We start from the raw sequence: 26,933 nt of genomic DNA, 5'->3' as shown, positions 1-26,933 counted from the left end.
GCCTCCTAACGCACAAGTTTGCTTACTGCGGCAAGCATTTGTTGCGGTTGAAATGGTTTAACAACCCAAGCTTTGGCGCCTGCGGCTCTACCTTGCTCTTTTTTACTTTGCTCAGATTCCGTGGTGAGCATAATGACTGGAGTAAACTTGGTATCGGGGCGCTTTTTAACCTCTTTTAGCATGGTGATGCCGTCCATATTTGGCATGTTGACGTCACTGATGATCAAGTTCACTCGGTTTTTATCAAGCTTCACTAGGGCATCTTTACCATCGCAGGCTTCCACCACTTGATAGCCGGCACCGGTCAATGCAATGCTGACTACCTGCCTAACCGAAGCAGAGTCGTCGACGATTAAAATAGTTTTTTGCATACTAGGCCCTTCCTAAAAAAAAGTGATTTCTTCAGCCGCTGGTTTAGAAACTGCGCGCCCGTCATGTGTGGCGTGTTGTTCAACCATGGTGTAGCGTTGGCGCATTTGTTCTAGCCAGCTAGCGCAGTCAAATGTTTGCCATGCATACTCGTTCTTTTGTTCAATCAGTTGTGCTAACTCTGTTTGACTTTGGTCTACTTGCGCTAGCACTTGTGAAATTCGATCTTGGTACTGCAAATCCACCATCATTTGTTCAATTGACACACTGACGCTCTGAGCCTCATGTTCTAGCCGCTGTTGATTGCCGGTAATGTCATCTGCCATGTCTTTGAACTTGTGTATGATTGTGTCCATCGTTGCTTCAACATGGCTAATTAACTGCTTTTCTTCTTCGGAGCTGGTGGCGACTGATTGGTTTGTTTTGGCGACTGCGTCGTTAACACCACTTACCTTGGCCGTCATCTGGGTTGCGGTGCTCCTAGCCCGCATCGCTAAATCACGGACTTCGTCGGCAACCACCGCAAACCCCCTGCCCATTTCACCGGCGCGGGCGGCCTCGATCGAAGCATTGAGAGCAAGTAAGTTGGTTTGATCGGCAATGCCAACGACCTGGTTGGCCATGCTAGTTAGCTGCGAGGTGTACTCATCTAATGCTTGTAACTCACTGAGAATTGACTCGCGCTTTACTTGCGATTGCGATAGTTCACTAATGGCACTTTGTAATCGGGCTCGGCATTGCGAAATGTTGTGCACAATCTGCTGCTCACTGTGGGCGTTGTCTTGGTTAATGCTGGCCCGCAGCTGTTGAACGAGTTGGGCAAACTGTGCTGACAAATCATTGGCGGCCTCGGTGCTGTGATCGACACAGAACTTAATGTGGCGTGACCAAATATTGAGCGACTGCTGAGTTAGGTTAAGTGCAGGGTGTTCGGTCTCTGCTGCGACCACAGGTTCAACCGTTGGTGTTGGTTCTTCCGGTGCTATCCAAAGTTGGTAAACAGCCATAAGAAGCGCCAATGACGCCACACAGGCAATCAGCCAGTACACTAAACCGCTAAAAAATAAAGATGAGCCTAACAAGCCAATGAAGCTGATTAGTACCACCAGTAATTGAATGCGTTTACCCGTTGCGGAGCTCTCCATACCTCTTGTCCTAGCAATCCAAAGTAACTGCAGTCTAGATAGCGGGTTGGCGGAGTTCCAAAAAATAATGTGTAAAAAATAGTCAACGCAAGCAGACAGCAACTCTAGCACTGATCACTCAGGCAAGCAGCGTTGATTGGTTTGAGCTGATTGGTCTGCAACAAAACGTCAGCTTTTCGGCCGAAGTTAGTACTTGCTGTCATTAAACTGCAATATCTCTTGTGACGGAATCGACATATTTATCGCGAGCAGCAGACCAATTGTGTGAGTAGAATACGCATCCGCTGACATACATCAGAGAATTGGTATGTCCCTTGGTTCTATAGCGATTAATTTATTGTTCAGTTTTGAAAAAAACTAGATGATGCGCGATGGAAACTAACTTTAGGTTAAGTTCGCCCTGATAAGGGAGCGAAATAGTATGAGGCTGTCTATGCAAGACGAACAATTGAGCTATCAAGAAGCGCATCGCCCTGCGAAAGAATTCGCCAGCCGGCAAGAATATCTTGAACACGAACTGGAGATTATGCGCCCAAAGCGTTGGCGCTTAAACCTACCTCAGCGTGACTTTCGAATTGAACTAGAAGATTGGGTGCCTGCACTAGCGGCAACCATTGGTAAAATTGTGATGGTTGCAGCCATGGTAGCGGCGTTTGCTGCTCAGTTTGGTTTGTCGCCAGAGTTTGTTGCAGAGAACGTGCGCTATGAGCTGCTTATCGCAGGTTTATTGTTTGTGGTGCTCTTCTCGGCATTTTTAATTCCAACCGCCAACCTAGCCGGTACCCACGGGCCAATGATTCCGCTCATTCCATTAATTGCCGCAGCCGGTGGACACCCACTCGCATTGGGCTTAATGGTTGGCTTTTTCGGATTGATTCTGGCGGCAACAAAAGGTGGCTCAAAGCTGGTCAAGCTGACTGGTGAGGGCACCCGTGGTGGCTTGCTGATTTATCTGGGTGCAGTTGGTTTGATTGGCCAAATTAGCAAATTTAATGCATGGGGTGAGAGCATTGGCATGGCTTACATTAGCTTTGCGGTCATTGTTATCACCATTCTGCTATATGCTTACCTTGCACGTATTAAAATGCGTTGGTTAGCCATTCCGTTATGCTCGGCCATTGCTGGTATCGCAGCGTTCGCCATGGGTGCGCCATTTGAGTTTGTCACCGAGCCTGGCTTGCCAAATATGAACCCAGCCTATTGGTGGGGTGACAACACTGGCTGGCAGCTTGGTTTACCAACGTTTGAGCAGTTTGTTGCGGTAGCGCCGTTTGCTATCTTGGCTGTGGCGATGTGGTCGCCAGACGTATTAGGTCACCGAGTATTCCAAGAACTGAACTATCCAAAAAAAGCGACCAAGGTATTGATGAACCCAGACGATACCATTGCGGTTGCCTCGGTTCGCCAAATTGTTGGTGTGAGTTTAGGTGGTGGTAACCTTGCGTCATCTTGGGGCACTTACATGATTCCAGCCGCGATTGCTAAGCGCCCAATTCCTGGCGGTGCGGTGCTAACGGGCGTGCTTTGTATTGCTGCCTCAATTTTAGGTTTCCCAATGGACCTAGCAATGTGGGAGCCAGTACTGCGCGTGGCGCTAATTGTGGGTGTGTTCTTGCCGCTACTTGAAGCGGGTATGCAGATGATGAAAGAGTCGAAGAATGCCGACAGTGCTGCCATCTGTATTGCTACATCTACAGTGGTGAACCCAGTGTTTGGTTGGGCAGTGACGATGTTCCTAGACAATACGGGTATGATTGGAGACAAAGAGCGTGCTAAGTCTTTGCCTGTGTTAGACCGGTTGGTGATTCCAGGCTTAACAGTATTTATTTGTGTGGGTGCATTGGCGCTGGTAGGCCAGCTACCTGGTATTCCTTCATTGCTATAAATGATGCGAGTAAATAGGCTGCTTCGGCGGCCTAATTACTTTCAGCCACAGCACCCTTGAGTGCTTCAATTTGCTTTTCCCACAAGCGTTCTTGGCGTTTCGCCACAGCATCTAGCACGGTAGATGCGTAGTCGCCATCTTCTTCTTTTATGCGAACCATATGAAAGCCGAAATTTCTGGCATTGGACTCAAGTACCTTGTCGTCATCGATATGAAAATCGATGTCGTAGCACTGTGGCATTTTGGTTGCCACCTTGTGCAAGCGCTCTTGAAAACGGCGTTCGTGGTCATACTGATTAATAATGAAATCGAGTTTTAATCCATAACACTTGAACAGTGTTTTGATGTAGTGCTTGCGTCGATACGAGGTCGTGTAAACGCCAATACTATGGCCCTGCTGACGTAATTGCTGAAATAGCTCCAACGTGCCTGCACGAAGCGGCTCATTGAGCCACCAACGCAACAAACGTGGAACACGATTTCGCTCATCAGCAATATGTGGCTGATGGCAGATCACGGTATCATCGAGGTCGAATGATATGCGCATTGCCAATCCAGTAAAAAAATTTTCCGCCGATAATACCACTGTTCGGCTGGTGAGAGCCACAAACCAGGTCGCAATCGCATCGCAACCTATTTGCAATAGCCGCCGGGGAGCGCGAGCGCTATACTATAGCTAGCTGCAACTAGTGAGCTTGCTCAATGGTCGAGGCAGCAATTTAAAATAACAAGAAAGGAGTGATTAATTTACACAGTGGACATTCAATACCCGCACGCCCCGTGGACCATGCGCTGGTTCACCCGCAAAGCAGACATTAACCTGCTAAAACCCAACCCGCTCGATGAAGCGACCACAGCCCCTGTGGGTGCCATTATTGGCCAACACGTGCATCACTACATCACCAACAAAAAGTTCTACGAGCCAATTACCGTGCGCCGCCGCGTAGAGGAAGGCTTCGATGGCTATGAGATAGTAAATGGCCACCACCGCTGGCATGCCGCTAAAAAAATGAACCTAAAAATAGTGCCGATTCATATTGTTAATTAAAATTCATATAAATCGCTTTTTTTAAAAAAATTACAAGAATTTTCCGTAGGCTTTACAAGCCAAAGGCTTGGGAAACAAACAATACTAGGGAAACAAAAAATGCTTGGGCAGCAAAACTGCTAGCTTAGAAAGCCAGTAACCATCGCAATTAAAACTGGCCCTCCCAAGGCAAAGCTGATCCAGTTTTCACGCTGGCGTTTTGCATGCTTAATGACCTTGTCGTCGCTTAATGGTTTGGTTTTTATATATTGCCAAAGGTGAGCATGTAACCAACCGTTGCCTCTACCCTGAAGCGATGCCTCCGTGATTACCTTCTGCCATGCTTCGGGGTAGGAACTAGCAAAATAATCAGCGAGCTTTAGATTGATAGACCTAACCCTAACGACTGTAAGCACCCAGATTACGCTGGTGGCGGCGAGATAAACTAAAATAGCCATAGATTTCATCCGATGAAATGAGTGGCTATGCACTTTACCCGCGTAGGGTCGACTGTGCCAGTTCGTGCTCTGGTTCCAGGCTTGATGAGCGGTTTATTTTTAATATCGTCATTATCCAAGCCTAATCCTTTGCTAAGCTTTTATAACTGCTAACAAACGGGTTGTGGCCATGACAATCGTACGCAAACTTACGCTAATTTTATCCAGCTTGCTGGTCATTATCGCGCTGCTTGGTGCCATAGTGCTGGGTGTCATTAATGTATTTATTGCTTCCATCAACTTCTATTCCAATGAGTTGATGGCAACCGAAGTGCATGTTCGCGAGGTGAAAATTGCTGCTAGTGAAGCGGCGATTGCATCTAGCCAGGGTGCACCCTCTAACCAAATTTCTCGATACCTGATAACGGGCGATGAAAGTTTTGCAGCACTTGAGACAATCTATCGGGAAGGTGAGGCGGCATCACAGAACAGAATCCAAGCATTTGAGGCCGCTAACGCCCAATGGAAAGAGTACAAGCAGGCTGTTGCCGGGCAAGATCAAGCGACGATTTATCAAACACTAGATACCCTACAAACCTCTATTAACACTTTAAAAGATTTAAATAGCGCCCTAACCTTAGCTGCCGAAGAGGCGATTGATGGCGAAGTAGCTCGCTTTGGCAATGCGGTCACTGTAATAGTATTGATTGCTTTTATTGCTGCAGTGCTGTTGTCCATTTATTTGCGTAGAGCGCTTAAAAAGGGTGTGAACGGCTTGGTGTTACCCATCACCAAGCTCGCAGCCGGCGACCTAACGGTACACTTCGATAGCAAAAGAAAAGACGAATTTGGAGAGATTGCCCGCCACCTTGATACTCTAACTGCTTCGTTACGTGATTCCATGCAAGTAATACTAGAACAAATGCAAAGTTTGTCCGGCATGTCTTCAGGGTTTAAATCCACTAGTTTGGCGTTTGTTGAGCGTGCCAAAGATCAGCATGATCGCTCATCGCAAGTGGCGGTGGCAATGAACGAAATGGCCTCTACCATTAAAGAGGTTGCTCGCAATGCAGATATGTCGGCCCATGAAGCAAATAGCACTGATGACATTGCCAAGCGTTCTATTGCCGAGTTAACTCGGTCAAGCGAGTCGTCAGACGCACTCAAAGCCAGTATGTCGAATATTGGCAAAGTGATGGATGAGTTAAACAGCCAGGTAGCCGAGATCACTTCGGTAATCGATATTATTCAAGGCATTGCTGACCAAACTAACTTGCTGGCACTTAATGCCGCCATTGAAGCAGCACGGGCAGGTGAGCAAGGTAGAGGCTTTGCCGTGGTAGCCGACGAGGTGCGCACCTTAGCCACTAAAACTAGTGAGTCAACCGCTAACATTATTGGCGTTATTGATGAGCTCAAACGTAAATCCGATTCCTCTCAAGGTTTGGTTACTCGTTCGGTTGAAGACGTTGAAAACAATAGCAAAGCAATACTAGTGATTAGCGAATCCATTGAAGAAATGGTGCGACAAATTAGCCATATCAATGAACTGGCAACGGGCATCGCCACTGCCACCGATGAGCAAAGCGCTGTGGCGGAAGATATGAATCAAAATATTACCGGCATTAGCAACCTAACAGAGGCCACCTCTAACGACTCGTTAAACATGGCAACCGAAATGGAAAAAATCGACGGCATGGTGACCCTTATCCGCGACCAGCTTAATCGGTTTGTCGTGCGTTAACTACCTAGTAGTTGACGCCACTTGCTGTAGCGCTTGCGATCTAGCTAAAAAGTCACTCATGCGTGAGGCATCACAATTGCTGCCACTTAAAACAGTGACCACGGTTTTGCCGGCAATTTGCTCTGTTAACTGGTCGAGTGCTGCTAACGCTAAAGCACCTGATGGCTCGGCCACGATGGCATCCTGATTAAACAGCTCAACCAGCGTTTGACTAATCTGGGCGTTGGTGACGGTAAGTGCTTGGTGCATATTGCGCTGGCAATAGGTAAAACATAGCTCACCCTTGCGCCTAACGGCAGTGCCATCGGCAAAGGTATCAACCGTTGCAAGCGTACTATTTTTACCGAGTGCTAATGAATTCTGAAACGATGCTGCCCCCTCTGGTTCTACCAAAATAATCTTGGTGCTTGGGCTTAACTGGCGAAACACCTCGCTGCACCCGGCCGCCAAACCCCCACCGCCCATAGGTAGTACTAAATAGTCGATACTGTGCTGTTGATGCAGTATTTCGAGTGCTAGGGTGGCTTGCCCGGCAATCACTCTTGGGTCGTCGAAGGGGTGGACAAAGTAGGCATTCTGGCGCTTACAGTAGTCTAACGCTTGTGCTTTGGCGGCATCAAAATCATCGCCAACGAGGCAGAGCTGAACATATTCGCCACCAAAGTGCTTCACTCGCTCTACTTTCTGCTTAGGCGTATTGATTGGCATAAACACTGTGCCTTGGCGCTCAAGTAAGGCGCAAGCAAACGCAAAGCCTTGTGCGTGATTACCGGCACTGGCGCAGACCAAGCTGCCCAATTGCGGCAGCTGCAAAATAGCGTTTAACGCACCACGGATTTTAAACGAACGAACCTGCTGTTGGTCTTCGCGTTTAATCAACACCTTTGCACTATAACGCTGGCTATAGGCATGGTGGTGTTGCAAATCACTTTCGTGCACATAGGCACTGATGCGAGCCTGGGCACGCAGAAAGTCGGATAGTTGTAGCGGCGAATAATGCTGTGCAGTAAACGTCACGGCTCATTTTCCTTTCAAAAATTCGCCGCCAACCGATACAAAAAAACCGCCAGCGGCGGTTTAATTGTTGTATACGACAACCTCCGCCTAGTGGTGGATAATTGCCATCATAATTCGTGCCACAGCAGAAGCGCTTACAGCAGTAGCAAAACAAAATTCACTCATCTTGTGCGCTCCTATGTGGGTGGATTCAACTTAATAAAATACTCGCAAAGACTGCGATAAGCCCTATTGTTGGCGAAAAACTATGCAGCGTCAAGCGCTTTCCTGAGGCTGGACACCCACCTATCTGAGGCTGGATATCTGAGGTTGGACACCCATTAGTTACAAGTCTGGCAACCTTAGAAAGTAGTGGGTGTCCACATAACTTCCACATAACTTTTACCAGAGCTTAACAAAGCATTAAAGGCAGTTAAAAATGGAGAGGTTCCTGACTTTGATGCTGTTATGGAAGAGTTGCGAGCAACTGAGCCGGGTCGCGAGTTATTGGGCCACGCTGCAAAAAGTGAGTTTGCGCAGACCTATATTGCTAACTCGACTGACTTGCTATTAAACGCAGGTAATGCATTAAGAGTGAGCGTTGCAGGCGGTGCAGAAACAGCGGTGAAGGCTGTTTCAGGGCGATTCCCCGGCGCTAGAAAAGTCGTAGATTTAATTGCGAACTATGCTAACGATCAGTTATCAAATGGGGGAGATAAGTCTAAGTTGGCTGGCATGATGGCCGAATTTGCTGCAGGCACGGCAATTTCAACCACAGGTTTGTTTGCCGAAGTTGGATCAGCTCAAAATAAATCTAATTGGGGGGTTGATTTCTTAACGAAAACTCACGACGGTGAGTGGGTGTCTTGGGAAATGAAAGCCAACACTTCTGGAATGAGCCGCAACCGTACCGATGCATCTGGTACAATGCGCTATGGTCAGCGAGCTGGCGCGACAGCTTACACCAACCAAAAGCTTGGTGAAGCGACCAGCCGTTACCGCAACTGGAAAAACACCGACGAAAGCACAATCGAGTTTGCTGAGCGGGTTCTGGATGAACAGGCAGATTACAATAGAGATCATCGCCGAGCTGAAGACCATTTTGATGGTTTTGTTGTGCGCACCAAAGATGTATTAAACGAAAATGGCAAGCTCAATACCACAATTAAAGCGTGGAAATAATATGGACAAAAAACTCAAAAAGCTGATAGATGAACAAGCATCGCATATAAACGAACGCTTGTATCAGGGTTCTTTGGAAAGAGCCAAGTCACTCAAAGCTAAGGCGCATAGCAAACCAGGATTGGTTGGTCGCGAGTATGCGACAACTGCAAGTGCAACAGCTCGTTTATCTAAGAGCTTATTTATGGTGGCTGCAGCTAAAGGGCCTTGCGTTGAAGGCATACAAGAGTTTGTCTCTGGTATGCTTACGACCTTTGTTGCCGACCAAACTGAGCGCTTGAACGACGCATATTATTATGAAGCCATCAAAGATGAGTTTTTGGTCAATCATTGGTTGCTAGCGCTGTACTTTGGTTATCAAAAGGCCGAGGTGTTTTACCGGGAAAAACTAAAAGCATTTTTAGCCGAGCCATTGGAAAACAGCCAGTTTAGTTTTCCCGAGCAGTACGACCCTATCTACTTCGCTTTTGTGCATAACATGCTGGCCAGTGTCGACAATCAACAACTCACCCTGGTGCAGCCTGGTTTTGCCTATGATGAGTTTTTCAGCCAACAGGTGCCGCTAGACGCCCTGCAAAAGCTGATGGACATTCACGTGCAGCGCGCGTCAAAGGGGAAAGGGGCCAAAGATCCGTTGGAGTACAATCCATGGACGGCCTTCCCGTTAGAAGTGCTCGCTTGGTACAGAGTGGCACAGCTAGCTGGCGTAGAGGTGAAACTAGATGACAGCTACGCCAGTCAGTATATACAGGTGCCTTTTGAGCTAAAAATCACCAACAAAGATTGCCTGCACTTATTGGGTGATGTATCGGAACTGATCGGCTTCGATGTGGTAGAGCGGTATCTTTAGAGGAAGGATGATGCAGGACACCCACCTCATCATCTAGGTTAGTCATCAGTCAGATAAAGGCGGCAAGCTTTCGAGCTTAGCCGCCTTTTCTTTTGCTTGTTTACTGGCAATTACAAGGGTTCACACTTGTTATGTTTAACTGATGCGCTGTATGGGTTGCTGGCAACACACGGCAAGCTAGATCGGTGTGCTTGAATGCCGATAAGAGGCGATTGGCAGGGTGTAACTCAATAGATGGCTCAGTGTTTTAATCGGCTTGGGCCTTTTCATCTACTGAGTGCTGTGACTTGTAGCGGCCTTCCCAAAATCTACCTACTTAAGCTGGACACCCATCTGTTGCAAGCCTGGTAACCCTAAAAAGTAGTGGGTGTCCAGATAACTCCAGGTTTGTTTGCCGAAGTCGGATCAGCTCAAAACAACTCTGGGTGGGGTGTTGATTTCTTAACGAAAACTCATGACGGTGAGTGGGTGTCTTGGGAAATGAAAGCCAACACTTCTGGAATGAGCCGCAACCGAACCGATGCATCTGGTACAATGCGTTATGGTCAGCGAGCTGGCGCAACAGCTTACACCAACCAAAAGCTTGGTGAAGCGACCAGCGGTTACCGAAACTGGCAAAACACCGACGAAAGCGTACTCGAGTTTGCTGCGCGGGTTCAGGTTGAACAGGAACTTTACAACAGGAATCATGGCCGAAGCTTGAACCACTTTGACGGTTTTGTTGTGCGTACCAAAGATGTGTTAAACGAAGATGGCAAGCTCAATACCACAATTAAAGAGTGGAAGTAACATGGACAAAAAACTCAAAAAATTAATTGATACGCAAGCTGCGGACATAAACGAGCGTTTTTATCAAAAGTATAAACTCGGACACCCATCAGTTACGTGTTTAAAACGTGCGAATCAGTAATGGGTTTGCTGCTTGCCGGCGTCCAGCTAGTTGGTTTCCGCTAACTGACCTCAAGGAAGGATAATGAACGCTCAATCAAACGACGCTTTAAGCACTCTCTCTCAGGAATGGGTGTTGCTGCAGCATCAATTTGATAGCTATGAAAAGCACAGTTTGTATATAAAGTTTGTGGCGTTGGCTTTGTTAACGACAGGCCTATTGAGTGGTTTAACTTTGTGGTTGCTAGTGCCAATTTTGGCTATTGTCTGGTTGCTGGATGGAATTTGGAAAATCTTTCAATCGCGCATTGAAGTTCGGTTATTAAAAGTCGAGCAAGCGTTTCGTCAACAAGAAGTTATTACTGCCTGTCAGTTTAACCGCGAGTTTCTCAACGAACGGCAAGGCTCGGTGGGGCTAATCTTTGAATACTTAAGAAGTTCACTGCGCCCAACAGTTGCCTACCCACACGCTTTGTTGATTGTTTTGGCGATTGCATCAATCTGGTTGTGAGCTGCTGAGTTTCTATTTAGCAATACGCTCTGGTTGTCACTTTCTAAGTGTGAGAGGCTCGCCTGAGGCTAAATTTGTACTGTTTTTTTGACCAGTATTGGTTCGTGGACTACCTTTAACTCACTAGGAGGTAGCCGCCATGACCATTGCACGATCCCAAATCATTCAGTTGGCCGAAACGCTTTTTTATCATTGCGTGTCGCGCTGTGTTAGGCGAGCATTTTTATGCGGTGTTGACCAGGTAAGCCAGCAATCCTTCGAGCATCGCCGTGCTTGGCTAATTGAACGCATACACCTACTGGCCAGCGTGTTCACCATCGACGTGGCGGGCTATGCCATTATGTCTAACCACTACCATCTAATTTTGCATGTGAATCATGCCGCGGCACAAGCGCTGTCTGATCGCGAGGTGGCTGAGCGCTGGCAGGTGTTGTTTAAGGGCAGTAAGGTCGTCGATCGATATTTAGCTGGTGAAGAAGGCGTTGCTGAACTAGCGCAAGCGACACTCGCTAAATGGCGGGCACAGTTGTTTGATATTTCTTGGTTTATGCGCTGTTTAAATGAAAACATCGCTCGCCGTGCCAATGCTGAGGACAACTGCACCGGCAGGTTTTGGGAAGGCCGGTTCAAATCACAACCACTTTTGGATGAAAAAGCGCTGCTTGCAGCCATGGTTTATGTCGATCTGAACCCGATTCGTGCCGAAATGTGTAAGAGCATTCCCGAAAGTGAGTTCACCAGTGCCTACGAGCGTATTCATGGCAAACCGTGTGAAGATAGCACTGGCGCAAGCAAGAAGCCGCTAATGAGTTTTATCAGCACAGATAGCAACCTCAATGAAGCATGTTTGCCATGCACTCAAGCGCAATATTTCGAGTTATTGGATTGGTCGAGCAGGGTTGTTAGAGCAGACAAAAAAGGTGTTATATCCATTGAGCAACCTCCGCTGTTACAACAACTAGCCTTTAACCAAAACCAATGGCAAATACTGTGCACAAGCCTTGGCAAGGTAACTCATGGTGCGATCGGTGCACTAAATCAAGTTGAACACTTTCACCAAAGCCGAGGTTGCAAGCGACGACCCCGTACCGACGTGGTTGTTCAGCTATTTGGTTGACTAAAAGTTTCCAATCTATAAACCCCTTCCATCGGAAATCAATTGATATCCGATGAACTGCTTCGCCTTCACTCTTGTCAATTATCCATTCTTCTTTAAATTACAGTGATTTTCGATCACGAGTTTTTCCTTACCGTTCTTGCTATGGGTTTGTGAAGCGTTATTCTCTTGGCATCTCTTTGAAGTCAGCGCGATAACTATGGCTACCTATTAAAAAGAGCTGCTCCAAGTTAAAAGACTAGTGGCTGTCCGGTTTAAAAAGGCACGTTAAAAGTGTTTGATCTGGTAAGTGTGCTTGGTACTAGGCTGCTGTGAAGCTGATAAGTTGGCAAAATACTGCTGTGAGTTGGTTTTTGCGTATGCTTTGTAAAAACTCATAGAATCATTCAATAAAGGAATAAAAAGATATATATTTCGAGTTTTTGGAAATAAAATATATTGATAGCTGGCGCACCCTACAGGATTCGAACCTGTGACCTTTGCCTCCGGAGGGCAACGCTCTATCCAGCTGAGCTAAGGGTGCGTGCAAGATGGGGCTTAGTGTATTGCCTTCAATCGTGAAAGTCTAGGCAGCTAAGTGATTGAGCTGCCTAGGTTTTTTTGCTGGCCTTCTTGTTGTATCTGCCGCCTTCGCCAAAAATTCCAGTCGAGCGGTGGCTGTCCAATTAAAAAGTCCAAATAAAAGAAGGGTGGCTGTCCCCGCAAGGAAGGAAAGTCAGTCGGCTGGCTCGACAATCAATAAGCTTGCGTCTTCGGCGCCCGTTACCTTTACTTTGCTGCCTTCGGGTAGGTCGGGGCCGGTTACGAACCAATTGGCGTCGTTTATCCGAATTTTGCCACGCCCATTGTCGATGGCTTGGGTAAGGGTGGCGGTGCGTCCTACCAGTTGTTCAGCGGGGCGGTTAAGGTTCGGCTGTTGCGACTCGCTACCATGGCGCACAAAGTACTTCCAAATAAGGTAAGCAGTAATGCAGGTGCTTACCGCGAATACCACCAGCTGGCCAATTAATCCGATACCAGGAAAGATTAGGGTAATCACGCCAGTGGCGAAGGCACCGGCGCCAATGCCTAATAAGAAACCGCCAGCGCCAAGCATTTCTGCAATCATTAGCAGCAGGCCAGCGCCTAACCAGTATAAGTAGCTTTCTATTTCCATTGCCTACCCTTACTTTTTAATGCCGTTTAGCAGTTCGCTTATGCCACCTAACGAACCCATCACATTTGATGCTTCTAGTGGCATAAAGACAATTTTGCTGTTGTCCGACGAACCAATATTATTGAGTGCTTCGACGTACTTTTGTGCTACAAAGTAGTTCACAGCGTTCAGGTCGCCTTTGGCGATGGCTTCCGATACCGTGTTTGTTGCATAGGCTTCTGCTTCGGCTTGGCGTTCACGCGCTTCAGCTAATAGTACAGCTTCCTGCTTTTCGGCCTCAGCACGCAGAATTTGCGCTTGCTTGTCACCATCTGCTTTTAGAATTTCAGCCCGTTGGAAACCTTCCGCTTCCAAAATATTGGCACGCTTTTCACGCTCGGCTTTCATCTGATTGGCCATGGCGTCAACTAGGTCTTGCGGTGGGGTAATGTCTTTAATTTCAATACGGGTAACTTTTACACCCCAAGGGTTGGTCGCTTCATCGACAATGCCCATAAGTTTTACGTTAATTTCGTCGCGCTTAGATAACATGGCGTCTAGTTCAATAGAGCCCAGCACGGTACGAATGTTGGTCATGGTTAGGTTGCGAATGGCGTTATCCAGCGAGTCTACTTGGTAGGCTGCTTTGGCGGCGTCTATTACTTGAAAGAAGCACACAGCATCTATGGTTACCATGGCGTTGTCGGCGGAAATCACTTCTTGCGGCGGTATGTCTAACACGCGCTCGCGCATATTGATCTTAAATCCTACACGATCAATCACCGGCACAATCATGCCAAGGCCTGGCGGCAGAGTTTTGGTATATTTACCAAAGCGTTCTACGGTCCACTCGTTCGATTGAGGAACGAATTTTACTGCCATCATTACCAGAATGATGGCGAAGGCGACGAGTATTGCAGCAACAATTAGCGAGGTAGGCACAGTGATTTCCTTTTTCTGTTGGTTGAAAGATGATCATGCTTGCCAGCTGCTATTTTGGCAAGTAAAACCCAAAATTTTACTCGCAGCCTTGACCTTAACGTAGCGTGATAGCTCAAGCTTGCTTTCGACAGTCTAAATGTGTGGAGATAATCATGCGCTATAGCATTCAGCAGTTGGCAGAGCAGTTAGGTATTAGCCGGCGAACGTTGCAGTACTACGACGACATAGGCTTGCTAAAGGCTAAGCGCCAATTAGATAACCAATACCGGTTTTATAACCAAGCTGATATGCAGGTGTTGCAGAAAATTCTGCTACTGAAGCAAGCTGGATTGTCGTTACAGCAGATTGACGGTGTACTGAACGATGAAAGCTTATTGCCAGAAATGTTAATGACTCAGCAAAGTAACTTGGCGTCAAAACAGCAAGAGATCTCCATACAGCAGCAGGTTGTTCAGCAATTAATATCACAGACTATGGAGCAAGTTATGGCGAATAGTATTTGGCAACCATTGAGCGAAGCCGAGCAACAGGCTTATGAGCAAGAAGCGAAACAACGTTGGGATGCGCAGTTAGTTGAGCAATCTAACAACCGCTGGCGCGCCTACAGTAGTTATCAGCAACAGCAAATATTGGCTGAAGGTGAAGAGATTTACCATGCTCTAGCAAAGTTGGTGAACGGTGAGCATGACACCCCCGAAGTGCTAGCAGTGTTGCAGCATTGGCACGAACATTTAAAGAACTTCTATGAGCCATCACAGGCGATGCTATTAGGCTTAGCGGAGCTTTATATGGATGACGAGCGCTTCTACAAAAACCTCAGCAAGTATGATGAAAAACTACCAGCCTTTTTAGCGCAAGCCATACCCGCTTATGTTGCATCGTTAAATATTGACTAATAATAAGGCGCTCATTGAGCGCCTTAACGTTTAACCTTGCTGGTTATTCCACTCAATACACTCAGCTAATGTACAGCCTTTACCGCCAAATATGTCTAATGCCGAGCCAATGGTGAGGTCCACCTTGCCGCCTGAGAGTTCGTCTACCAACTTTAGGTCATCAACATTGCGTGCGCCACCAGCGTAGGTCACAGGAATGCTGCAATGTTCGCCAAGCATTTTGACCAAGTCCTGATCTATTCCCGCCTGCAAGCCTTCTACGTCGGCGGCATGAATCAAAAACTCACAGCAGTGTTCAGCAAGTTGGTTGAGTGTTTCAGCATTGACTGGCGTACTGGTTACGGTTTGCCAACGGTTCGTCGCAATAAACCAACCAGCGCCTTGGCGGCGGCAAGACAAGTCCAATACTAGTTTTTCACGCCCGGTAATGGCTTTAATTTGTTCTAGGCGCTGCCATGAGAACTCATCGTTTTCAAATAACCAGGAAGTTACGATCACTGCGCTGGCACCGGCTGTTAGGTAGTGCTCGGCGTTGTCCGCGTTCACACCACCACCAAACTGTAGGCCATTCGGATAAGCGGCTAACGCATGCAGTGCTGCCGTCTCATTACCCGGCCCCAAAGCAATTACATGGCCGCCAGTTAACCCCTGGTTCCGATACAGTTCGGCATAATAGGCGCTGTCGTAGTCACTAACAAAGTTGGTGGTTGCGCCATCGTCATTGAGTGTGCCGCCAACAATTTGTTTTACTTGGCCATTGTGCAGGTCAATGCAAGGTCGAAAACGTGTCATATCAATGTGTCCTATCCAGTTACCGCCATTGTAACGATTTGCACTGCGCTCAGCAGCCATAGTTTTGCTGGCTTAAGCTAAACTATCAAATCGTCAAAATGAGTTGCTAATCTGCATTAAGCACCTAACCAGTTAGAGGAAGTGAATGAATAGCGAGCAAGTAAGGTTTGTGTTTACCGATGTAGGCGATACGTTGCTGCGCAATGGCCAGCTATTACCAGAAGTACTAACCGCGATGTATCAGCTATCACAACAGGGCATCGTTGTGGTACCGGTAACGGGTGCTAGTGCTGGTGCCGGTGAGGCCATGATTCGCCAGTGGCCGGTTAAATTATTGATCGCCGAAAATGGTGCTGTGGCCTACACCCAGAACAATGGTGTTGTCACTCGTCATTCCTGGCTACCTTTGGCCGAGCTGCAAGCTCAACAACAAGAAGTGCTAGCGATGATTGCTAATGTAGAGCCTCGTCTTGCACTAGCGAGTGACCAGCCATTTCGCTTAGCCGATGTAGCCATTAATGTTGCGCAAGATAACGCCAGCCTTGATGCCGAGTTAATTAATCGGGTGGTTGCGGCAGTTAATGAAAGGGGCTGGCAGTATGGCTTGAGCAGTATTCATTTAAATATTTGGCAAGCCAACTACAATAAGGCGCAAGCCATTGTGCGCTGGATGCATGATTTGCTTGGTGTCGACCAAGATGAACTGGCGCTTTATTCGGCTTGCATTGGCGACTCGCCGAACGATGCCGCCATGTTCGCTCGTATTCCTCGTTCATTTGGTATCAACGGTTGGCAGAATCATCGTGAAGATTTTACCGACGAGCCAGCTATTACGCTTGGCAATGGTGCCGGTTGGGGCTTTGTTGAGCTAGCGCACAAGTTGTTGGCGGTGGACTATTGGGATGAAGAATAAAAAAAGCCGGCCCAAGTAGGCCGGCAAAACGGAAAGGCAACAAGACGTCTAAATTACTCTTCTGCTAACTCAAGAGAATCTTCAATGCGATTTGCGATAACATCTGCAACGTCATTGTTGTCACCCTTGCTATCGATCACAATGGCACCAGCAGCGGCAAGCGCTACTAGGTCTATGTCATCGAACAGCCCGGTAAGGTCGAATGTCACACTCAGGTTGGTCACTGAGTCGGCAGTCAACACTAAATCGTTGGCCAAGCTTTGCTCTTTTTCAAAATCTTCGTCTAATAATACTTCAATTGCATACTCTTGTGCATTAATGTCGGTATAGGTACCCACTAGGTGCACGCTGTAACCTTGGCGCAGCTTGTCATCCGCAGCAAGGTCGCCACCAAATGCCGCCCAATCCACTTCGGTCACTGGATCAACGTCGATTTCAATTTCTTGGTACTGACCGGCAGCAATTTCGGCAGTCGCCAGCTCTGGCGTTAGTGTTTGGCTGATAATATCGGCAATAATTGGGCCTTCAAATGCCAACTCTAGTTCGTCTTCTTCATTGGCATCGTCATCAGCTAGGTCATCGTCATCACGTTCGCTGTCTAGCTCAATCTCTTCTAGAACAAAGCGCGCTTGGCTAAGGGCTACTGTGCCAGCCGCTTCGTTATTATTTAGCACTTCAATTGCCATGGCATCCTGAGCGGCTTCAAGGCTGTTGGCTTGCAAGCTTCGGGTTTGGGCCGCAGCTGACTGAACTGTGCCGCTTACGGTCAGGTTTACATTGGCCGTGTTACTGGTGCTATTACAGCCTGCAACAGCGAAAGCAAGCGCAGTGGGAATCAATACTTTTTTCATGATGTCATCCTCTTGGAAAGTTGTAGGCTTACTGTAGCGACTGCAACCTTGCAGCAACCTTACAGATAAAAATGATAAACTGGCCACATTGTTAAAAGTGAGTTAGCGCCATGTTATGGGCTATGATTTTTCTATTTATAGTGGCGTTCGCGGCGGCATCATTGTTGCCACTGGGCTCGGAATGGGCAGTGATTGCAGCGCTAGAGTTGGCTTATGCTGCGCCGGTAATTTGGTTGGTGGCAACGGCAGGCAATGTGGCCGGTGGATTAGTGAATGCATGGCTAGGGCGCGAGTCGCTGCGGTGGCAGCATAAATCTTGGTACCCTGTAAAGGGTAAGCAGCTAGTAAGAGCGCAAACTTGGTTTGGCCGTTATGGGCAGGCAAGTTTATTGCTTGCTTGGGTGCCAATTGTTGGTGACCCTCTGGTCGTGGTTGCCGGTATGATGCAGCTGGCGTATTGGCGGGTGCTGGCTTGGCTAATAGTAGCTAAAGGCGCCCGGTACGCGGGGCTGATATGGTTATGGCAAGCATGAAAAAAGGGCGCTCAGTGCGCCCTTAATCGTATTATCTGCAATTAGATGCGGTGTACAGATACAGTGTTAGTAGAGCCTTTAGCTACCAACGCACCCGATACAACAACCATCTTGTCACCAGCTTTCACAAAGCCTTCAGCTTGGGCGATTTTCTTCGCTTCTGCATATAGCGCTTCTTGATCAGCGAACTCGCCAACTAGCTTAGTGGTAACACCTTTGGTTAAGCAAAGTTGTTGCTTAGTCTTCTCGTTCGTTGTTAACGCTAAGATTTGTGCGCGAGGGAAGTACTTACGTACCGACTTAACCGACTTACCACCAAAAGTAGACACAACAATTAGGTCGGCTTCTAGGTCACGCGCCGTTTCAACCGCTGCTTTACATACAGTTTCAGTTACCGCTAGCGCGCCGCTGAAGTCTTCAACGTGTTTCGGGCTGCGCTGCTTCATTGCTTCGTCTGTGCGAGCACAGATTTGCGCCATGATTGCTACCGTTTCTGCTGGGTATTTACCTTTTGCAGATTCACCAGAAAGCATTACAGCGTCGGTGCCATCAAGGATCGCGTTGGTTACGTCACCTGCTTCCGCGCGAGTTGGACGTGGGTTCTTGATCATAGAATCCAGCATCTGAGTCGCTGTGATCACTGGCTTGCGAGCAATGTTACACTTACGGATCATCATCTTCTGGGCGAAGATTACTTCTTCCGTTGCAATCTCTACACCTAGGTCACCACGAGCAACCATGATGCCGTCAGATGCTTCAAGAATCTCGTCGAAGTTATCAACGCCTTCTTGGTTTTCAATCTTAGAGATGATCTTGATGTTTTCGCCGCCGTTCGCCGCAAGCAGTTCACGGATTTCATTCACGTCAGAGGCTTTACGGATGAAAGACGCGGCAATGAAGTCTACGCCTTGCTCACAACCGAAAATCAGGTCGCCTTTGTCTTTGTCAGACAATGCAGGTAGCTGAACGCTAACGCCAGGTAGGTTAACGCCTTTTTTGTTACCTAGTTCACCAGTGTTTTCAACACGGCAGATCACGTCTGTGTCAGTCAGTTCAGTAACCGTTAGGTTTAGTAGGCCGTCGTCTAGCAGTACTGTGTTGCCAACAGACAAGTCTTTTGGAAGGTCTGGGTAAGTGACGGCTACACGAGTTTTGTCGCCAACAACAGTTTGGTCAGTTGTAAGCGTGAACGTTTGGCCAGCTTCTAGCAGTACGTCACCGTCTGCAAGTTGCATTGTGCGGATTTCAGGACCTTTGGTGTCTAGCAAGATAGCAATGTTCTTGCCAGTTTCAGCGGCTAGTTCACGAACAGTTGTGATGCGCGCACCGTGCTCATCAAAGTCGCCATGAGAGAAGTTCAAGCGCATTACGTTCATGCCGGCATCTACCAGCTTACGCATGTTTTCTTTAGCTTCTGAAGCCGGGCCGATCGTACATACAATCTTAGTCTTTCTCATTTTGGGTCTCCTTGGAGGAAAATGCCATGGTCCAACCCATCACAATGAATAGCGGTGCCAGGAGAGAGTCAGTATTCTGGTTGTGCGCTTGCGTTGTGGCTGGCTGGAGTAGGTTAGCGTGGGATTCTTTCAAAGCGGTAACGACAGGGGTGAATAATGCACTGGCTGCATAATTATCTTTAATAATGTGATTAGGCCAAAACATTCGTTGCATCACGCAGATCTTGCTCGTCGTCACTAATGGGGCAACTATGGCTCGTTTTGTTGGCCATGTTGCATTGGTTGTCAGTAAGTTTACTACAAAACTGGGCAGTAATAGTTTGACATAAACCAATCAAATTTACTGTCTATTGCCATGCTCAGACTAAATGCCAGTAGTACCAATCTAGTTCAGTTCGAAAAGAATTGGTATCACAAAGTGCTAGGGCGTCAGCGCACGTCATATAGGCGGGCGAAGTGTAGGGTCTTTAAATGGTATTGTCCAGTGATCTTGCGCAAGGTTTTCACCGTAATGCGGCGAACCTTGCGCAATCTATCAAGTAGCGGGCAGGCGTCGATTATGAAAACTGTATTGAAAGTTTTTTACAAACTAGTTCGTATTGGTTTAGCGGGCATTCTACCCGCATTAATCGTCTAGTGTTGTGCGCAATACATAACCACGGCTGCGAACGGTATGGATGCGCTCGGCTGAGTCGAGGTGTTTGCGAACTTGTGACACTAAGATATCAATGGCACGGTTTAAGCCGTCATATTCAATGCCTTTTACCAAGCGGAACAAGTCTTCACGCGTGATAATGCTGTCTGGTTGCTTCATTAGTGCTTCTAATAACGTCAACTCAGGGCCTGTAAGCGGCAGCATGCGGTCATTGAGCCAAGCGCGGCGCAACGTTGGGTCTAAGCGAATTGGACCAACAGTTAAGTCGTTGCTCTCATTGTCATCGTCACTGCTTGGTGCAATGCTTGAACGGCGCAATAAAGCGCGAACATGTGCTTGTAAACGGCGAGGGTTGACTGGCTTGGTTAGGTAGTCATCGGCACCAATCTCAAGGCCAAGAATTTCATCAAGCGGATCGGTGCGAGCCGTCATCATAAGTATTGGATTACTAAAGTCTGGGCGCAGTCGGCGGCATACGTCCATGCCATCCATACCCGGTAGCATGATGTCGAGAATGATTAGCGCCGGCTTTTCGCGCTCTACCGCTGCCAGCACAGAAGGGCCGTCGGCAACATGCTCTACGGCGTAACCGCAGTTTTCAAGAAAGTCTTTTGTAAGCTCTGCTAGCTCAAGATCATCTTCAGCTAGTAACAGGCGTCCATACTGCATCATCGAGTCTGCCATGTTAACGATATCCAATACTGTTGTTCGATAGAATAGTTATACTGCCAGCCAGCCTGAACAATCAACTGTGGTTGAAGTTGCCAGCCGGCAGACGCATTTGCCCACCAATTCCTTTTGGATCCGTCATCTAAGTCTGTTGAGCCATCAAATGGGACTGGCCAGCGCAAGCCGCCCGACCAGGTAAACCTGTTTATTCGCCCAGATGCTTGCCCGTATACAAAGTTAATATAGTCGCTAAGTTCATCTCCTTGTAGTTGTGCGTTCAATCCTAGGCTCAATTGTTGGTTGTTTACCCTAAACGCGCGAACTTGGCCATTTACCGTGATTGGTGTAGCGGCTAACTCAGCTCCACTATCAGTGCCGGTTGATTCAGCATTGCTATCTGAGTTGAGCGTGTAATGTGCGCTTACTTGCAATAGCTGAGTTCGCCCGTATAGGGAAATACTGTTGCCACGGTTAAACGATGAACTTTCAGAAACCTGCAATGCGGAAGCAAACCTTGCTTCGACTTCCCAATCGCTCTGTTTACAAACTGTACCTAAACTCCAGCCAGGAGAAGGAAGTTTCGTGTTGCTATCGTGTTCATCTTCTGCGGCAATGAGACTCGAGTCCGCTTGGGATGTGCGCCATAGCTCATTCTCAAGGTGAAGTTCGGCGCTCGCACTCAGGCGCAGGCCGCCATTAAAGCAACGTCCAAGTGGCAGGGTCGCGGCCGCATTTAAGTAGCTATGGGATTGGCCAGTGTTGGGAATCTCTTGTTCTGTTTGTTCAAATGTATGGAACAACCCCTGATAGATGGTGATCCGAGCGGTCATGCTTTGCTGCTTGGCTAGGTGGCTCTCGGCTGTTACCCGCAATAACTGGGCGTTGAGTTGCACTGATTCCGGCAAGTCTGGCAACGCCAGCACAGCGTCAATTAAGGCGATTGCTTGGCGAGGGTCTTTACTAACTAGCGTTTTCGCCTTGTCTAGATACTCTGGCCCAGGCGTTTGTGCTGCGGCTATGCAAGTAAGGCTAGCTAAAGCTAAAACAATGAACGCTCGACTAACACGAAACACTAGTTGCTCCCCTTCGGCGGAATAATAGTCACTGGTGGTTGGCCAGCAGGTGGTTGAATAGGCTGAATAACATTGTCTTGTTGGTTTAACTGCTCAAGAGTGTTGTTCAACACAATATCCCAAGCGTCTTGGCCAATAATAGGCGCTAAATCCAAATCTATCGACTCGGCCCATCGTTGCGCCCACTCTGGGTTGTCTAATACCCAGGTGCGAAGTGCTTCTGGATCTGCTAATGCTTCAACCAAGCTAGGTGGTAGCTTATCATCAAGCGTGTTGTTGGTATCTGACATGCTTGGCAATGTCGCCCAATCCCCCCAATCATTGGCGAGGACATTAACACTCAAAATAAGCACGAATAGAGCGACTAAAAACTTCATGCGCTACCCTCTAAACTTTCGGGTAGCAGCCATACTGCTTTAGCGCCTTGCCATTGCGAGGTTTCAAACCACAGGTCGCCGTGATGCCATAAGGCAATGCGATGGGCGATGCTCAAGCCTAGCCCATGCCCGCCGGTGCCACGCTGGCGTGATGGATCAAGACGAAAGAAAGGTTGCAGTACTTGCGCTCTTTGTTTTTCCGGAATGCCTGGGCCATCGTCTGAAACACTTAGCAGCATTGTGCTTTCATCAAAATCTACGGCCACTTTGCTGTGGCAAAAGCGCAAGGCATTGGAGAACAAGTTGCTCAATAGTTTGCTCGCTAAATTACGGTCGAGCTCTATATAGGTTGGTTTTGGAACCTGATTAATAAACTCAACTGATGAGTCATTGTGATGCTGTGCTTGCCACGTCACTTTGACCAATTGATGTAGCTCCACGGTTTCAGGCGTTAACGGTGCATGAGTTGGATGGTCTTTGCCGTACTCTAATAATTCGTTTACTAACTGAGAGAGCGACTGGAGGTCTCGCTCTAAACCATCATAGGTCTTATCTGCTACTTGACCTTCGATGGTAGCCAAGCGAAATTGCATACGTGCAAGGGGGGTTTTTAACTCATGCGACACCGCGTGAACAAGGGTTCTTTGCGCATCGAGGGCGCCGATAAGGCGATCAGCTAAGCCGTTAATCGCAACCGCCATATCGTCAAGTGCATCAGCCTTTTCTACAGGCAGGCGATGATCCATGTCGCCTCGGTCAATTTCGCCAACACTGTCTGCCATGCGTTGCAAACGCTTCTGCAATGGTAACAAGGCCGGCCAGGTGCCTAGTGCAGTGACGAGTATCACGACAAGAACCATCAACAATGCCAGCTCAAGTGGCACGGCAACGAATGTTGGTATAGGGCCGTATATTAAAGCAGTGCGATCGGTAGGTGTTGCAATGGCTTGGGTTGACCTGTTGTCACCATTATTAGTTTGCCGTGTGAGTACCTTATTGCGGCTTAGCTCGAACTTCTCCGAAGCATCTAACTCTAACGACGCCACATCTTGTAGCTGCAGTGGGTAGTGCATCAACGCTTGTAGTTCACTAAAGCGCTGCTCACGCATACTAGTTGGCACCTGGCTAATGTCATTAATAATTAGCAATACGGAAAGCTTGGCTGCAAGTTGATCGAAGCCATTGACTTCTGCGGCAACCGAATACCCTTTGTAGCGCGCCACGGCAACAGCGTTATCTTGCTGCCAGTTGTGGGTAATGCTCACACCGTCGGTTTGCTCACTTTGGCTGAAGGTAAGGGGGACTGGCATAATAAGACGCATTTGCTCGGCGAAGAGAGGCCGGCTTGACTCTGGAGTGTTGGCGTAACCCTGCGCCAGAATCATCATTGGCCCAGCCAACATGTTGTTGGCAAGCTTGCCAAAACGATAGTTGTTAAATGCTTGCACGCCTCCCAGCACCAAGCTCACCGTGATAAGCAGTGTAACGAGAATGGTGATGTATGAGCGGAAGAATAGTTCGCGCATTAACAAATCGGCTAGCTAGGGTCGGCTAAGGATACCCCAAGCTTAGCCTCGACCCTATCGCCTAGTTATCAATTTGAGTTAGCTTATTGTTGTTACTGTTCTTTGAAGGCTAACTTGGCAATTTCTTGACACGCCCAGCTTAAATAATCGGATTGACTTCGATTAGTGGTCGCTCGGGGTTTTAGGTCGTGATTCGCTGCTTCCAACCAGTGGATGTCCACGTTGATCAACTCGCCTGATAAACCAGATACTTCTTCTTTTGCCCCCATGTTGTCGAGGCTGCCTTGGAAGATCGTAACCGATGCGCCGTCGCTCTTTAGGTGTGCAATCCGGTCATCTTGAATGGTGCGGCCTATCGCATGGAATGGATAGCCTAATACCGCTGATTGCATGTTATGAGTACGGCCGACCATCGTTGCTAACCGGCCGCCCATGGACTTGCCTACCAGTAGGCTTGGTTTTTTATCGGCGTCTTGAATAACTTGCTCAAACTGTTCAATCAATTTTGGTAGGCGCTCTGGTGGGCGCTTGCGACCGGATTCTCTAATTTTTGTCATGTAATCAAACTCGAAGCGCAGAACTTGCAGGTTTAATTCCACTAGCTTTGCACTAACTTCTTCCATGAAATCTGAGTACATGCCCGCGCCGGCACCATGAGCGAAGATGATGAGCGGGGATGAAGCATCGCCCGTCTTTACAATTTGTGGCATGGGTCACCTATGTTTATTTTTATTGTTTGCCCATCCTTAGAAGAACCTACTACTTCACGCTAGCTGTTGCGCTTTGGTTCCCTTGCGTGGCGAATTAATCTCAGGCACACGCAAACTTTATGTTAGGTTACAGTGGATTGATGGTAATTAGTTGTGATCTTGTTAGCAATTGGACTTTTGCAAAAAAGAACATATCAGTTAAGCTTTGGTGAACGCTAACAATAAAAAGTAAAGGGGCGGTTAAATGCATATCACACTGCGACAGTTGCAAGTCTTTTTGGCGATTGTGCATGAGGGCTCGCTCGCTGGCGCGGCGGAAGCTCTCCATCTTACAAAACCTGCGGTCTCAATGGCGCTTCGCACGCTTGAGGGTGGTTTAGGGCGACCACTATTCGATCGTGTACGCAATCGCTTGCGGCTCAACTCAAATGGTCAAGCCCTCCTACCGATGGCTGACGAGATTATTACTCGGGCAAAAAGTGTCGAAGCACTGTTTGATTCTGAAGACCTCGTGTCGACGTTGAACATTGGTGCCAGTGTAACCATTGGTAATCACTTGCTGCCAAAAATGCTGGTAGCAGCTCGGGGTCAATCGTTGCGGTTGTCCGCTTCAATTCGCAATACATCGGCATTAGTGGATGCGATAGAACACTTTGAACTCGACTTTGCCTTAGTTGAGGGGTCGGTTTCATCTGAGTCAGTTGTCGTTGAGCCTTGGCGCACCGATCGCATGTGTGTTGTGTCTGCAACCGATCACCCTTTGGCCACGCTTTCTCATGTGGGACCAGAAGATTTGGCCGACAATGATTGGATTCTACGTGAGTTTGGCTCTGGTAGTCGTGAACAGTTTGACCGCTTGCTAGCGCCAGAACTGCCTAGTTGGCGCCATTGTCTAACACTTGAAACCTCTGAAGCCATTATTAATGCGGTAAGGGCTAATCTAGGTTTGTCATTGCTCAGTGAGATTGCCGTAGCGGATGCGATAGCGCAAAACTGTTTGGTGAAATTGCCGATGCAAGCCTTCCCAGATCGACAATTGTCTTTGGTGTATCACAGAGATAAGCACATGACCCCAGCGCTACAGAGCGCCCTGTCGTTTTTCCGAAACTGGCAAATTAGTCAGTCTTGAGCGTGAGGCCTCACTTCGAGGCCTGTATATCTGGAAGAACTTGCTAAAACCTAGGTCGAGGCTAGGCTTATCTTGTAACAAATTATGAATTCATTCATTCATGTATTTTGCTGTAAAAAATGAATTACAGTTTGTTTGCAAATAATCGATTCGAATACTGTACTGAACCGTTTTAATTCACCCTTATATCCAGTGATTGTTTCCATAACTTGGTATTATATGCGTTTTGGAGGTGCTATGAACGGTCACGAAAGAAGAAGTCTACAAACTCGAACCAAGCTGTTAGATACCGCTGTTGAACTATTAATTGAATATGGTTATGCCGGTGTGACATCACCCATGTTGTGTGAGCGTGCTGGCATGACACGAGGGGCGCTGCACCATCACTTTCCCGAGGGTAAACAAGCACTTTATACTGAGTTGCTGAAACAAATCCTCACCAATATGGAATTGTCTGAGCTGCCAGAGGAACCGGTTTCAAGGCTGCGCGAGCTGCTTTTTGCGCTACAGAAAGAGCAGCGTGAATATCACTTTATTTTCTTGGAGCTGGTACTTGCCTGTCGCAGTGACACCAAACTACAAAAGCTCGCGTGGCCAACTGTTGATGAAGGGCTAAACCACATTTTAGGAAAGGCGCGCGGTAATCAAAATGAAGAAGTGCTCATGCTTCTGATGATGCTGCAGGGTGCAGCGCTGCAAGTGTTGTCGAACTATCGCAACGATGATGCCATTTCAAATGCCTTGAATCTATTTCTTGAAGCAACACAAAAATCTTGATGCGAGTCAGGGCGGATTATTCTGCTTTGGGTATGCTTCGTAGCAGACCTTTGAAGTATGGAGACATCGCATGAATCAGTGCCCTGACTGCAAAACCGAGCTTGAATATCAAGATGGCAATTATGCCTGTGCTAGTTGCCAAACCCTCTTCAGTAAACATGCCTTTTGCGACACCTGTGATTCAGAACTAGAGCGCCTTGCTGCTTGTGGTGCAGTGAGCTACTTCTGCAAACCTTGCAATCAGCTGAAATCTAAGTCGACAGCGCGTTACGAGTTTCGACCAGTTTAATCAAACAGAAGCCCAATAAGGCGAGTCGCGAGCTCGTCACTGTTTATTAGCATTAGCG

General features: G+C 47.8%; 29 protein-coding genes and 1 tRNA gene. 14 read left to right on the top strand and 16 right to left on the bottom strand.

Annotated features, from left to right (window positions below; all coding sequences use genetic code 11):
- Nucleotides 1-5: 5 nt before the first annotated feature.
- Both DUW71_RS03250 and DUW71_RS03245 read right to left on the bottom strand, forming a co-directional pair.
- Nucleotides 6-371 (bottom strand): response regulator, encoded by a 366-nt coding sequence (locus DUW71_RS03250; protein WP_119393798.1) that lies wholly within the window; start codon nt 369-371, stop codon nt 6-8.
- A gap of 12 nt (nt 372-383) precedes the next feature.
- The gene (locus DUW71_RS03245; RefSeq protein ID WP_119393797.1) at nt 384-1,514 is read right to left on the bottom strand and encodes a methyl-accepting chemotaxis protein; all 1,131 of its coding nucleotides are present in this window, start codon (nt 1,512-1,514) and stop codon (nt 384-386) included.
- A gap of 433 nt (nt 1,515-1,947) precedes the next feature.
- On the opposite strand from DUW71_RS03245, the gene DUW71_RS03240 reads away from it, so the two are divergent.
- On the top strand, nt 1,948-3,399 hold the full coding sequence (locus tag DUW71_RS03240; protein ID WP_119393796.1) for a DUF3360 family protein: 1,452 nt from the start codon (nt 1,948-1,950) through the stop codon (nt 3,397-3,399).
- A 31-nt stretch (nt 3,400-3,430) separates the two neighbouring features.
- Here DUW71_RS03240 and DUW71_RS03235 read toward each other — a convergent pair whose 3' ends face one another.
- Nucleotides 3,431-3,946 (bottom strand): hypothetical protein, encoded by a 516-nt coding sequence (locus tag DUW71_RS03235; protein ID WP_158583848.1) that lies wholly within the window; start codon nt 3,944-3,946, stop codon nt 3,431-3,433.
- A 207-nt stretch (nt 3,947-4,153) separates the two neighbouring features.
- On the opposite strand from DUW71_RS03235, the gene DUW71_RS03230 reads away from it, so the two are divergent.
- Nucleotides 4,154-4,447 carry a ParB N-terminal domain-containing protein gene (locus DUW71_RS03230; RefSeq protein ID WP_119393794.1) on the top strand — a complete coding sequence of 98 codons (294 nt, stop codon included), beginning with the start codon at nt 4,154-4,156 and terminating at the stop codon, nt 4,445-4,447.
- Between the two features lie 119 nt (nt 4,448-4,566).
- Here the strand turns inward: DUW71_RS03230 and DUW71_RS03225 are convergent, their stop codons facing one another.
- A complete protein-coding gene (locus DUW71_RS03225; RefSeq protein ID WP_119393793.1) occupies nt 4,567-4,884 on the bottom strand; it encodes a hypothetical protein in 318 nt (105 codons plus the stop codon).
- Nucleotides 4,885-5,053: 169 nt separating this feature from the next.
- Here DUW71_RS03225 and DUW71_RS03220 point away from each other — a divergent pair, with 169 nt between their 5' ends.
- Nucleotides 5,054-6,607, top strand: a complete 1,554-nt coding sequence (locus DUW71_RS03220) for a methyl-accepting chemotaxis protein (RefSeq protein WP_119393792.1) — start codon at nt 5,054-5,056, stop codon at nt 6,605-6,607.
- Here the strand turns inward: DUW71_RS03220 and DUW71_RS03215 are convergent, their stop codons facing one another.
- Nucleotides 6,608-7,624, bottom strand: a complete 1,017-nt coding sequence (locus DUW71_RS03215) for a pyridoxal-phosphate dependent enzyme (RefSeq protein WP_119393791.1) — start codon at nt 7,622-7,624, stop codon at nt 6,608-6,610.
- A 447-nt stretch (nt 7,625-8,071) separates the two neighbouring features.
- Here DUW71_RS03215 and DUW71_RS03210 point away from each other — a divergent pair, with 447 nt between their 5' ends.
- The 5 genes from DUW71_RS03210 to DUW71_RS03190 all read left to right on the top strand — a co-directional run bounded on the left by DUW71_RS03210 (nt 8,072) and on the right by DUW71_RS03190 (nt 12,151).
- Nucleotides 8,072-8,785, top strand: coding sequence for a hypothetical protein (locus DUW71_RS03210; protein ID WP_119393790.1), 714 nt, complete (start codon nt 8,072-8,074; stop codon nt 8,783-8,785).
- A gap of 1 nt (nt 8,786) precedes the next feature.
- Entirely contained in the window at nt 8,787-9,635 is an 849-nt protein-coding gene (locus tag DUW71_RS03205) for a hypothetical protein (protein WP_119393789.1), read from the top strand.
- Nucleotides 9,636-10,115: 480 nt separating this feature from the next.
- Entirely contained in the window at nt 10,116-10,424 is a 309-nt protein-coding gene (locus DUW71_RS03200; protein ID WP_158583847.1) for a hypothetical protein, read from the top strand.
- Nucleotides 10,425-10,608: 184 nt separating this feature from the next.
- Nucleotides 10,609-11,034, top strand: coding sequence for a hypothetical protein (locus tag DUW71_RS03195; protein ID WP_119393787.1), 426 nt, complete (start codon nt 10,609-10,611; stop codon nt 11,032-11,034).
- Between the two features lie 139 nt (nt 11,035-11,173).
- Complete coding sequence (locus DUW71_RS03190) at nt 11,174-12,151, top strand: transposase (protein WP_119393786.1); 978 nt, start codon at nt 11,174-11,176, stop codon at nt 12,149-12,151.
- 446 nt (nt 12,152-12,597) lie between these two features.
- On the opposite strand, the gene DUW71_RS03185 is transcribed toward DUW71_RS03190, so the two are convergent.
- The 3 genes from DUW71_RS03185 to DUW71_RS03175 all read right to left on the bottom strand — a co-directional run bounded on the left by DUW71_RS03185 (nt 12,598) and on the right by DUW71_RS03175 (nt 14,228).
- Nucleotides 12,598-12,674: transfer RNA gene (locus tag DUW71_RS03185), tRNA-Arg, on the bottom strand.
- Between the two features lie 192 nt (nt 12,675-12,866).
- A complete protein-coding gene (locus tag DUW71_RS03180) occupies nt 12,867-13,307 on the bottom strand; it encodes an NfeD family protein (RefSeq protein ID WP_119393785.1) in 441 nt (146 codons plus the stop codon).
- Nucleotides 13,308-13,316: 9 nt separating this feature from the next.
- The gene (locus DUW71_RS03175) at nt 13,317-14,228 is read right to left on the bottom strand and encodes an SPFH domain-containing protein (RefSeq protein ID WP_233546009.1); all 912 of its coding nucleotides are present in this window, start codon (nt 14,226-14,228) and stop codon (nt 13,317-13,319) included.
- Between the two features lie 152 nt (nt 14,229-14,380).
- On the opposite strand from DUW71_RS03175, the gene DUW71_RS03170 reads away from it, so the two are divergent.
- A complete protein-coding gene (locus DUW71_RS03170) occupies nt 14,381-15,124 on the top strand; it encodes a MerR family transcriptional regulator (protein WP_119393784.1) in 744 nt (247 codons plus the stop codon).
- Between the two features lie 30 nt (nt 15,125-15,154).
- Here the strand turns inward: DUW71_RS03170 and hisA are convergent, their stop codons facing one another.
- Complete coding sequence (gene hisA, locus DUW71_RS03165) at nt 15,155-15,916, bottom strand: phosphoribosylformimino-5-aminoimidazole carboxamide ribotide isomerase (protein WP_119393841.1); 762 nt, start codon at nt 15,914-15,916, stop codon at nt 15,155-15,157.
- Between the two features lie 145 nt (nt 15,917-16,061).
- Between hisA and DUW71_RS03160 the strand changes: the two genes are divergently transcribed.
- Nucleotides 16,062-16,829, top strand: a complete 768-nt coding sequence (locus DUW71_RS03160) for an HAD family hydrolase (protein WP_119393783.1) — start codon at nt 16,062-16,064, stop codon at nt 16,827-16,829.
- 53 nt (nt 16,830-16,882) lie between these two features.
- Here the strand turns inward: DUW71_RS03160 and DUW71_RS03155 are convergent, their stop codons facing one another.
- Complete coding sequence (locus DUW71_RS03155; RefSeq protein WP_119393782.1) at nt 16,883-17,680, bottom strand: YajG family lipoprotein; 798 nt, start codon at nt 17,678-17,680, stop codon at nt 16,883-16,885.
- Nucleotides 17,681-17,802: 122 nt separating this feature from the next.
- Between DUW71_RS03155 and DUW71_RS03150 the strand changes: the two genes are divergently transcribed.
- A complete protein-coding gene (locus tag DUW71_RS03150) occupies nt 17,803-18,213 on the top strand; it encodes a YqaA family protein (protein WP_119393840.1) in 411 nt (136 codons plus the stop codon).
- A gap of 41 nt (nt 18,214-18,254) precedes the next feature.
- Here DUW71_RS03150 and pykF read toward each other — a convergent pair whose 3' ends face one another.
- From pykF to DUW71_RS03115, 6 genes are all read right to left on the bottom strand, one after another.
- Complete coding sequence (gene pykF / locus DUW71_RS03145) at nt 18,255-19,670, bottom strand: pyruvate kinase PykF (protein WP_119393781.1); 1,416 nt, start codon at nt 19,668-19,670, stop codon at nt 18,255-18,257.
- 625 nt (nt 19,671-20,295) lie between these two features.
- Complete coding sequence (locus tag DUW71_RS03135) at nt 20,296-21,009, bottom strand: response regulator transcription factor (protein ID WP_119393779.1); 714 nt, start codon at nt 21,007-21,009, stop codon at nt 20,296-20,298.
- The gene (locus DUW71_RS03130) at nt 20,994-22,067 is read right to left on the bottom strand and encodes a hypothetical protein (RefSeq protein WP_119393778.1); all 1,074 of its coding nucleotides are present in this window, start codon (nt 22,065-22,067) and stop codon (nt 20,994-20,996) included. Before DUW71_RS03130 ends, DUW71_RS03135 begins: the two co-directional genes overlap by 16 nt.
- Nucleotides 22,067-22,444, bottom strand: a complete 378-nt coding sequence (locus DUW71_RS03125) for a hypothetical protein (RefSeq protein WP_119393777.1) — start codon at nt 22,442-22,444, stop codon at nt 22,067-22,069. The genes DUW71_RS03130 and DUW71_RS03125 overlap by 1 nt, the downstream gene beginning before the upstream one ends.
- Entirely contained in the window at nt 22,441-23,970 is a 1,530-nt protein-coding gene (locus DUW71_RS03120) for an ATP-binding protein (RefSeq protein ID WP_119393776.1), read from the bottom strand. The genes DUW71_RS03125 and DUW71_RS03120 overlap by 4 nt, the downstream gene beginning before the upstream one ends.
- A 92-nt stretch (nt 23,971-24,062) precedes the next feature.
- Nucleotides 24,063-24,680, bottom strand: a complete 618-nt coding sequence (locus DUW71_RS03115; RefSeq protein ID WP_119393775.1) for a YqiA/YcfP family alpha/beta fold hydrolase — start codon at nt 24,678-24,680, stop codon at nt 24,063-24,065.
- A gap of 244 nt (nt 24,681-24,924) precedes the next feature.
- Here DUW71_RS03115 and DUW71_RS03110 point away from each other — a divergent pair, with 244 nt between their 5' ends.
- The 3 genes from DUW71_RS03110 (at nt 24,925) to DUW71_RS03100 (ending at nt 26,875) form a co-directional block, all read left to right on the top strand.
- Complete coding sequence (locus DUW71_RS03110; protein ID WP_119393774.1) at nt 24,925-25,809, top strand: LysR substrate-binding domain-containing protein; 885 nt, start codon at nt 24,925-24,927, stop codon at nt 25,807-25,809.
- Nucleotides 25,810-26,046: 237 nt separating this feature from the next.
- On the top strand, nt 26,047-26,586 hold the full coding sequence (locus DUW71_RS03105; RefSeq protein WP_158583846.1) for a TetR/AcrR family transcriptional regulator: 540 nt from the start codon (nt 26,047-26,049) through the stop codon (nt 26,584-26,586).
- A gap of 70 nt (nt 26,587-26,656) precedes the next feature.
- Nucleotides 26,657-26,875 (top strand): zinc ribbon domain-containing protein, encoded by a 219-nt coding sequence (locus tag DUW71_RS03100; RefSeq protein ID WP_119393772.1) that lies wholly within the window; start codon nt 26,657-26,659, stop codon nt 26,873-26,875.
- Nucleotides 26,876-26,933: the final 58 nt, after the last annotated feature.

The sequence above is a fragment of the Salinibius halmophilus genome (assembly GCF_003577475.1).
GTDB lineage: Bacteria > Pseudomonadota > Gammaproteobacteria > Pseudomonadales > Natronospirillaceae > Salinibius > Salinibius halmophilus.
The sequence above is the reverse complement of the archived record's forward strand: the minus strand, read 5'-3'. Positions and strand labels throughout refer to the sequence as shown.

What these genes read in the sequence shown, in the direction of transcription:
- DUW71_RS03250 (WP_119393798.1), bottom strand. Translation starts at nt 371, where the DNA reads ATGCAAAAAACTATTTTAATCGTCGACGACTCTGCTTCGGTTAGGCAG.
- DUW71_RS03245 (WP_119393797.1), bottom strand. Translation starts at nt 1,514, where the DNA reads ATGGAGAGCTCCGCAACGGGTAAACGCATTCAATTACTGGTGGTACTA.
- DUW71_RS03240 (WP_119393796.1), top strand. Translation starts at nt 1,948, where the DNA reads ATGCAAGACGAACAATTGAGCTATCAAGAAGCGCATCGCCCTGCGAAA.
- DUW71_RS03235 (WP_158583848.1), bottom strand. Translation starts at nt 3,946, where the DNA reads ATGCGCATATCATTCGACCTCGATGATACCGTGATCTGCCATCAGCCA.
- DUW71_RS03225 (WP_119393793.1), bottom strand. Translation starts at nt 4,884, where the DNA reads ATGGCTATTTTAGTTTATCTCGCCGCCACCAGCGTAATCTGGGTGCTT.
- DUW71_RS03220 (WP_119393792.1), top strand. Translation starts at nt 5,054, where the DNA reads ATGACAATCGTACGCAAACTTACGCTAATTTTATCCAGCTTGCTGGTC.
- DUW71_RS03210 (WP_119393790.1), top strand. Translation starts at nt 8,072, where the DNA reads ATGGAAGAGTTGCGAGCAACTGAGCCGGGTCGCGAGTTATTGGGCCAC.
- DUW71_RS03205 (WP_119393789.1), top strand. Translation starts at nt 8,787, where the DNA reads ATGGACAAAAAACTCAAAAAGCTGATAGATGAACAAGCATCGCATATA.
- DUW71_RS03200 (WP_158583847.1), top strand. Translation starts at nt 10,116, where the DNA reads ATGAAAGCCAACACTTCTGGAATGAGCCGCAACCGAACCGATGCATCT.
- DUW71_RS03195 (WP_119393787.1), top strand. Translation starts at nt 10,609, where the DNA reads ATGAACGCTCAATCAAACGACGCTTTAAGCACTCTCTCTCAGGAATGG.
- DUW71_RS03190 (WP_119393786.1), top strand. Translation starts at nt 11,174, where the DNA reads ATGACCATTGCACGATCCCAAATCATTCAGTTGGCCGAAACGCTTTTT.
- DUW71_RS03180 (WP_119393785.1), bottom strand. Translation starts at nt 13,307, where the DNA reads ATGGAAATAGAAAGCTACTTATACTGGTTAGGCGCTGGCCTGCTGCTA.
- DUW71_RS03170 (WP_119393784.1), top strand. Translation starts at nt 14,381, where the DNA reads ATGCGCTATAGCATTCAGCAGTTGGCAGAGCAGTTAGGTATTAGCCGG.
- hisA (WP_119393841.1), bottom strand. Translation starts at nt 15,916, where the DNA reads ATGACACGTTTTCGACCTTGCATTGACCTGCACAATGGCCAAGTAAAA.
- DUW71_RS03160 (WP_119393783.1), top strand. Translation starts at nt 16,062, where the DNA reads ATGAATAGCGAGCAAGTAAGGTTTGTGTTTACCGATGTAGGCGATACG.
- DUW71_RS03155 (WP_119393782.1), bottom strand. Translation starts at nt 17,680, where the DNA reads ATGAAAAAAGTATTGATTCCCACTGCGCTTGCTTTCGCTGTTGCAGGC.
- DUW71_RS03150 (WP_119393840.1), top strand. Translation starts at nt 17,803, where the DNA reads ATGATTTTTCTATTTATAGTGGCGTTCGCGGCGGCATCATTGTTGCCA.
- pykF (WP_119393781.1), bottom strand. Translation starts at nt 19,670, where the DNA reads ATGAGAAAGACTAAGATTGTATGTACGATCGGCCCGGCTTCAGAAGCT.
- DUW71_RS03135 (WP_119393779.1), bottom strand. Translation starts at nt 21,009, where the DNA reads ATGGCAGACTCGATGATGCAGTATGGACGCCTGTTACTAGCTGAAGAT.
- DUW71_RS03125 (WP_119393777.1), bottom strand. Translation starts at nt 22,444, where the DNA reads ATGAAGTTTTTAGTCGCTCTATTCGTGCTTATTTTGAGTGTTAATGTC.
- DUW71_RS03120 (WP_119393776.1), bottom strand. Translation starts at nt 23,970, where the DNA reads ATGCGCGAACTATTCTTCCGCTCATACATCACCATTCTCGTTACACTG.
- DUW71_RS03115 (WP_119393775.1), bottom strand. Translation starts at nt 24,680, where the DNA reads ATGCCACAAATTGTAAAGACGGGCGATGCTTCATCCCCGCTCATCATC.
- DUW71_RS03110 (WP_119393774.1), top strand. Translation starts at nt 24,925, where the DNA reads ATGCATATCACACTGCGACAGTTGCAAGTCTTTTTGGCGATTGTGCAT.
- DUW71_RS03105 (WP_158583846.1), top strand. Translation starts at nt 26,047, where the DNA reads ATGAACGGTCACGAAAGAAGAAGTCTACAAACTCGAACCAAGCTGTTA.
- DUW71_RS03100 (WP_119393772.1), top strand. Translation starts at nt 26,657, where the DNA reads ATGAATCAGTGCCCTGACTGCAAAACCGAGCTTGAATATCAAGATGGC.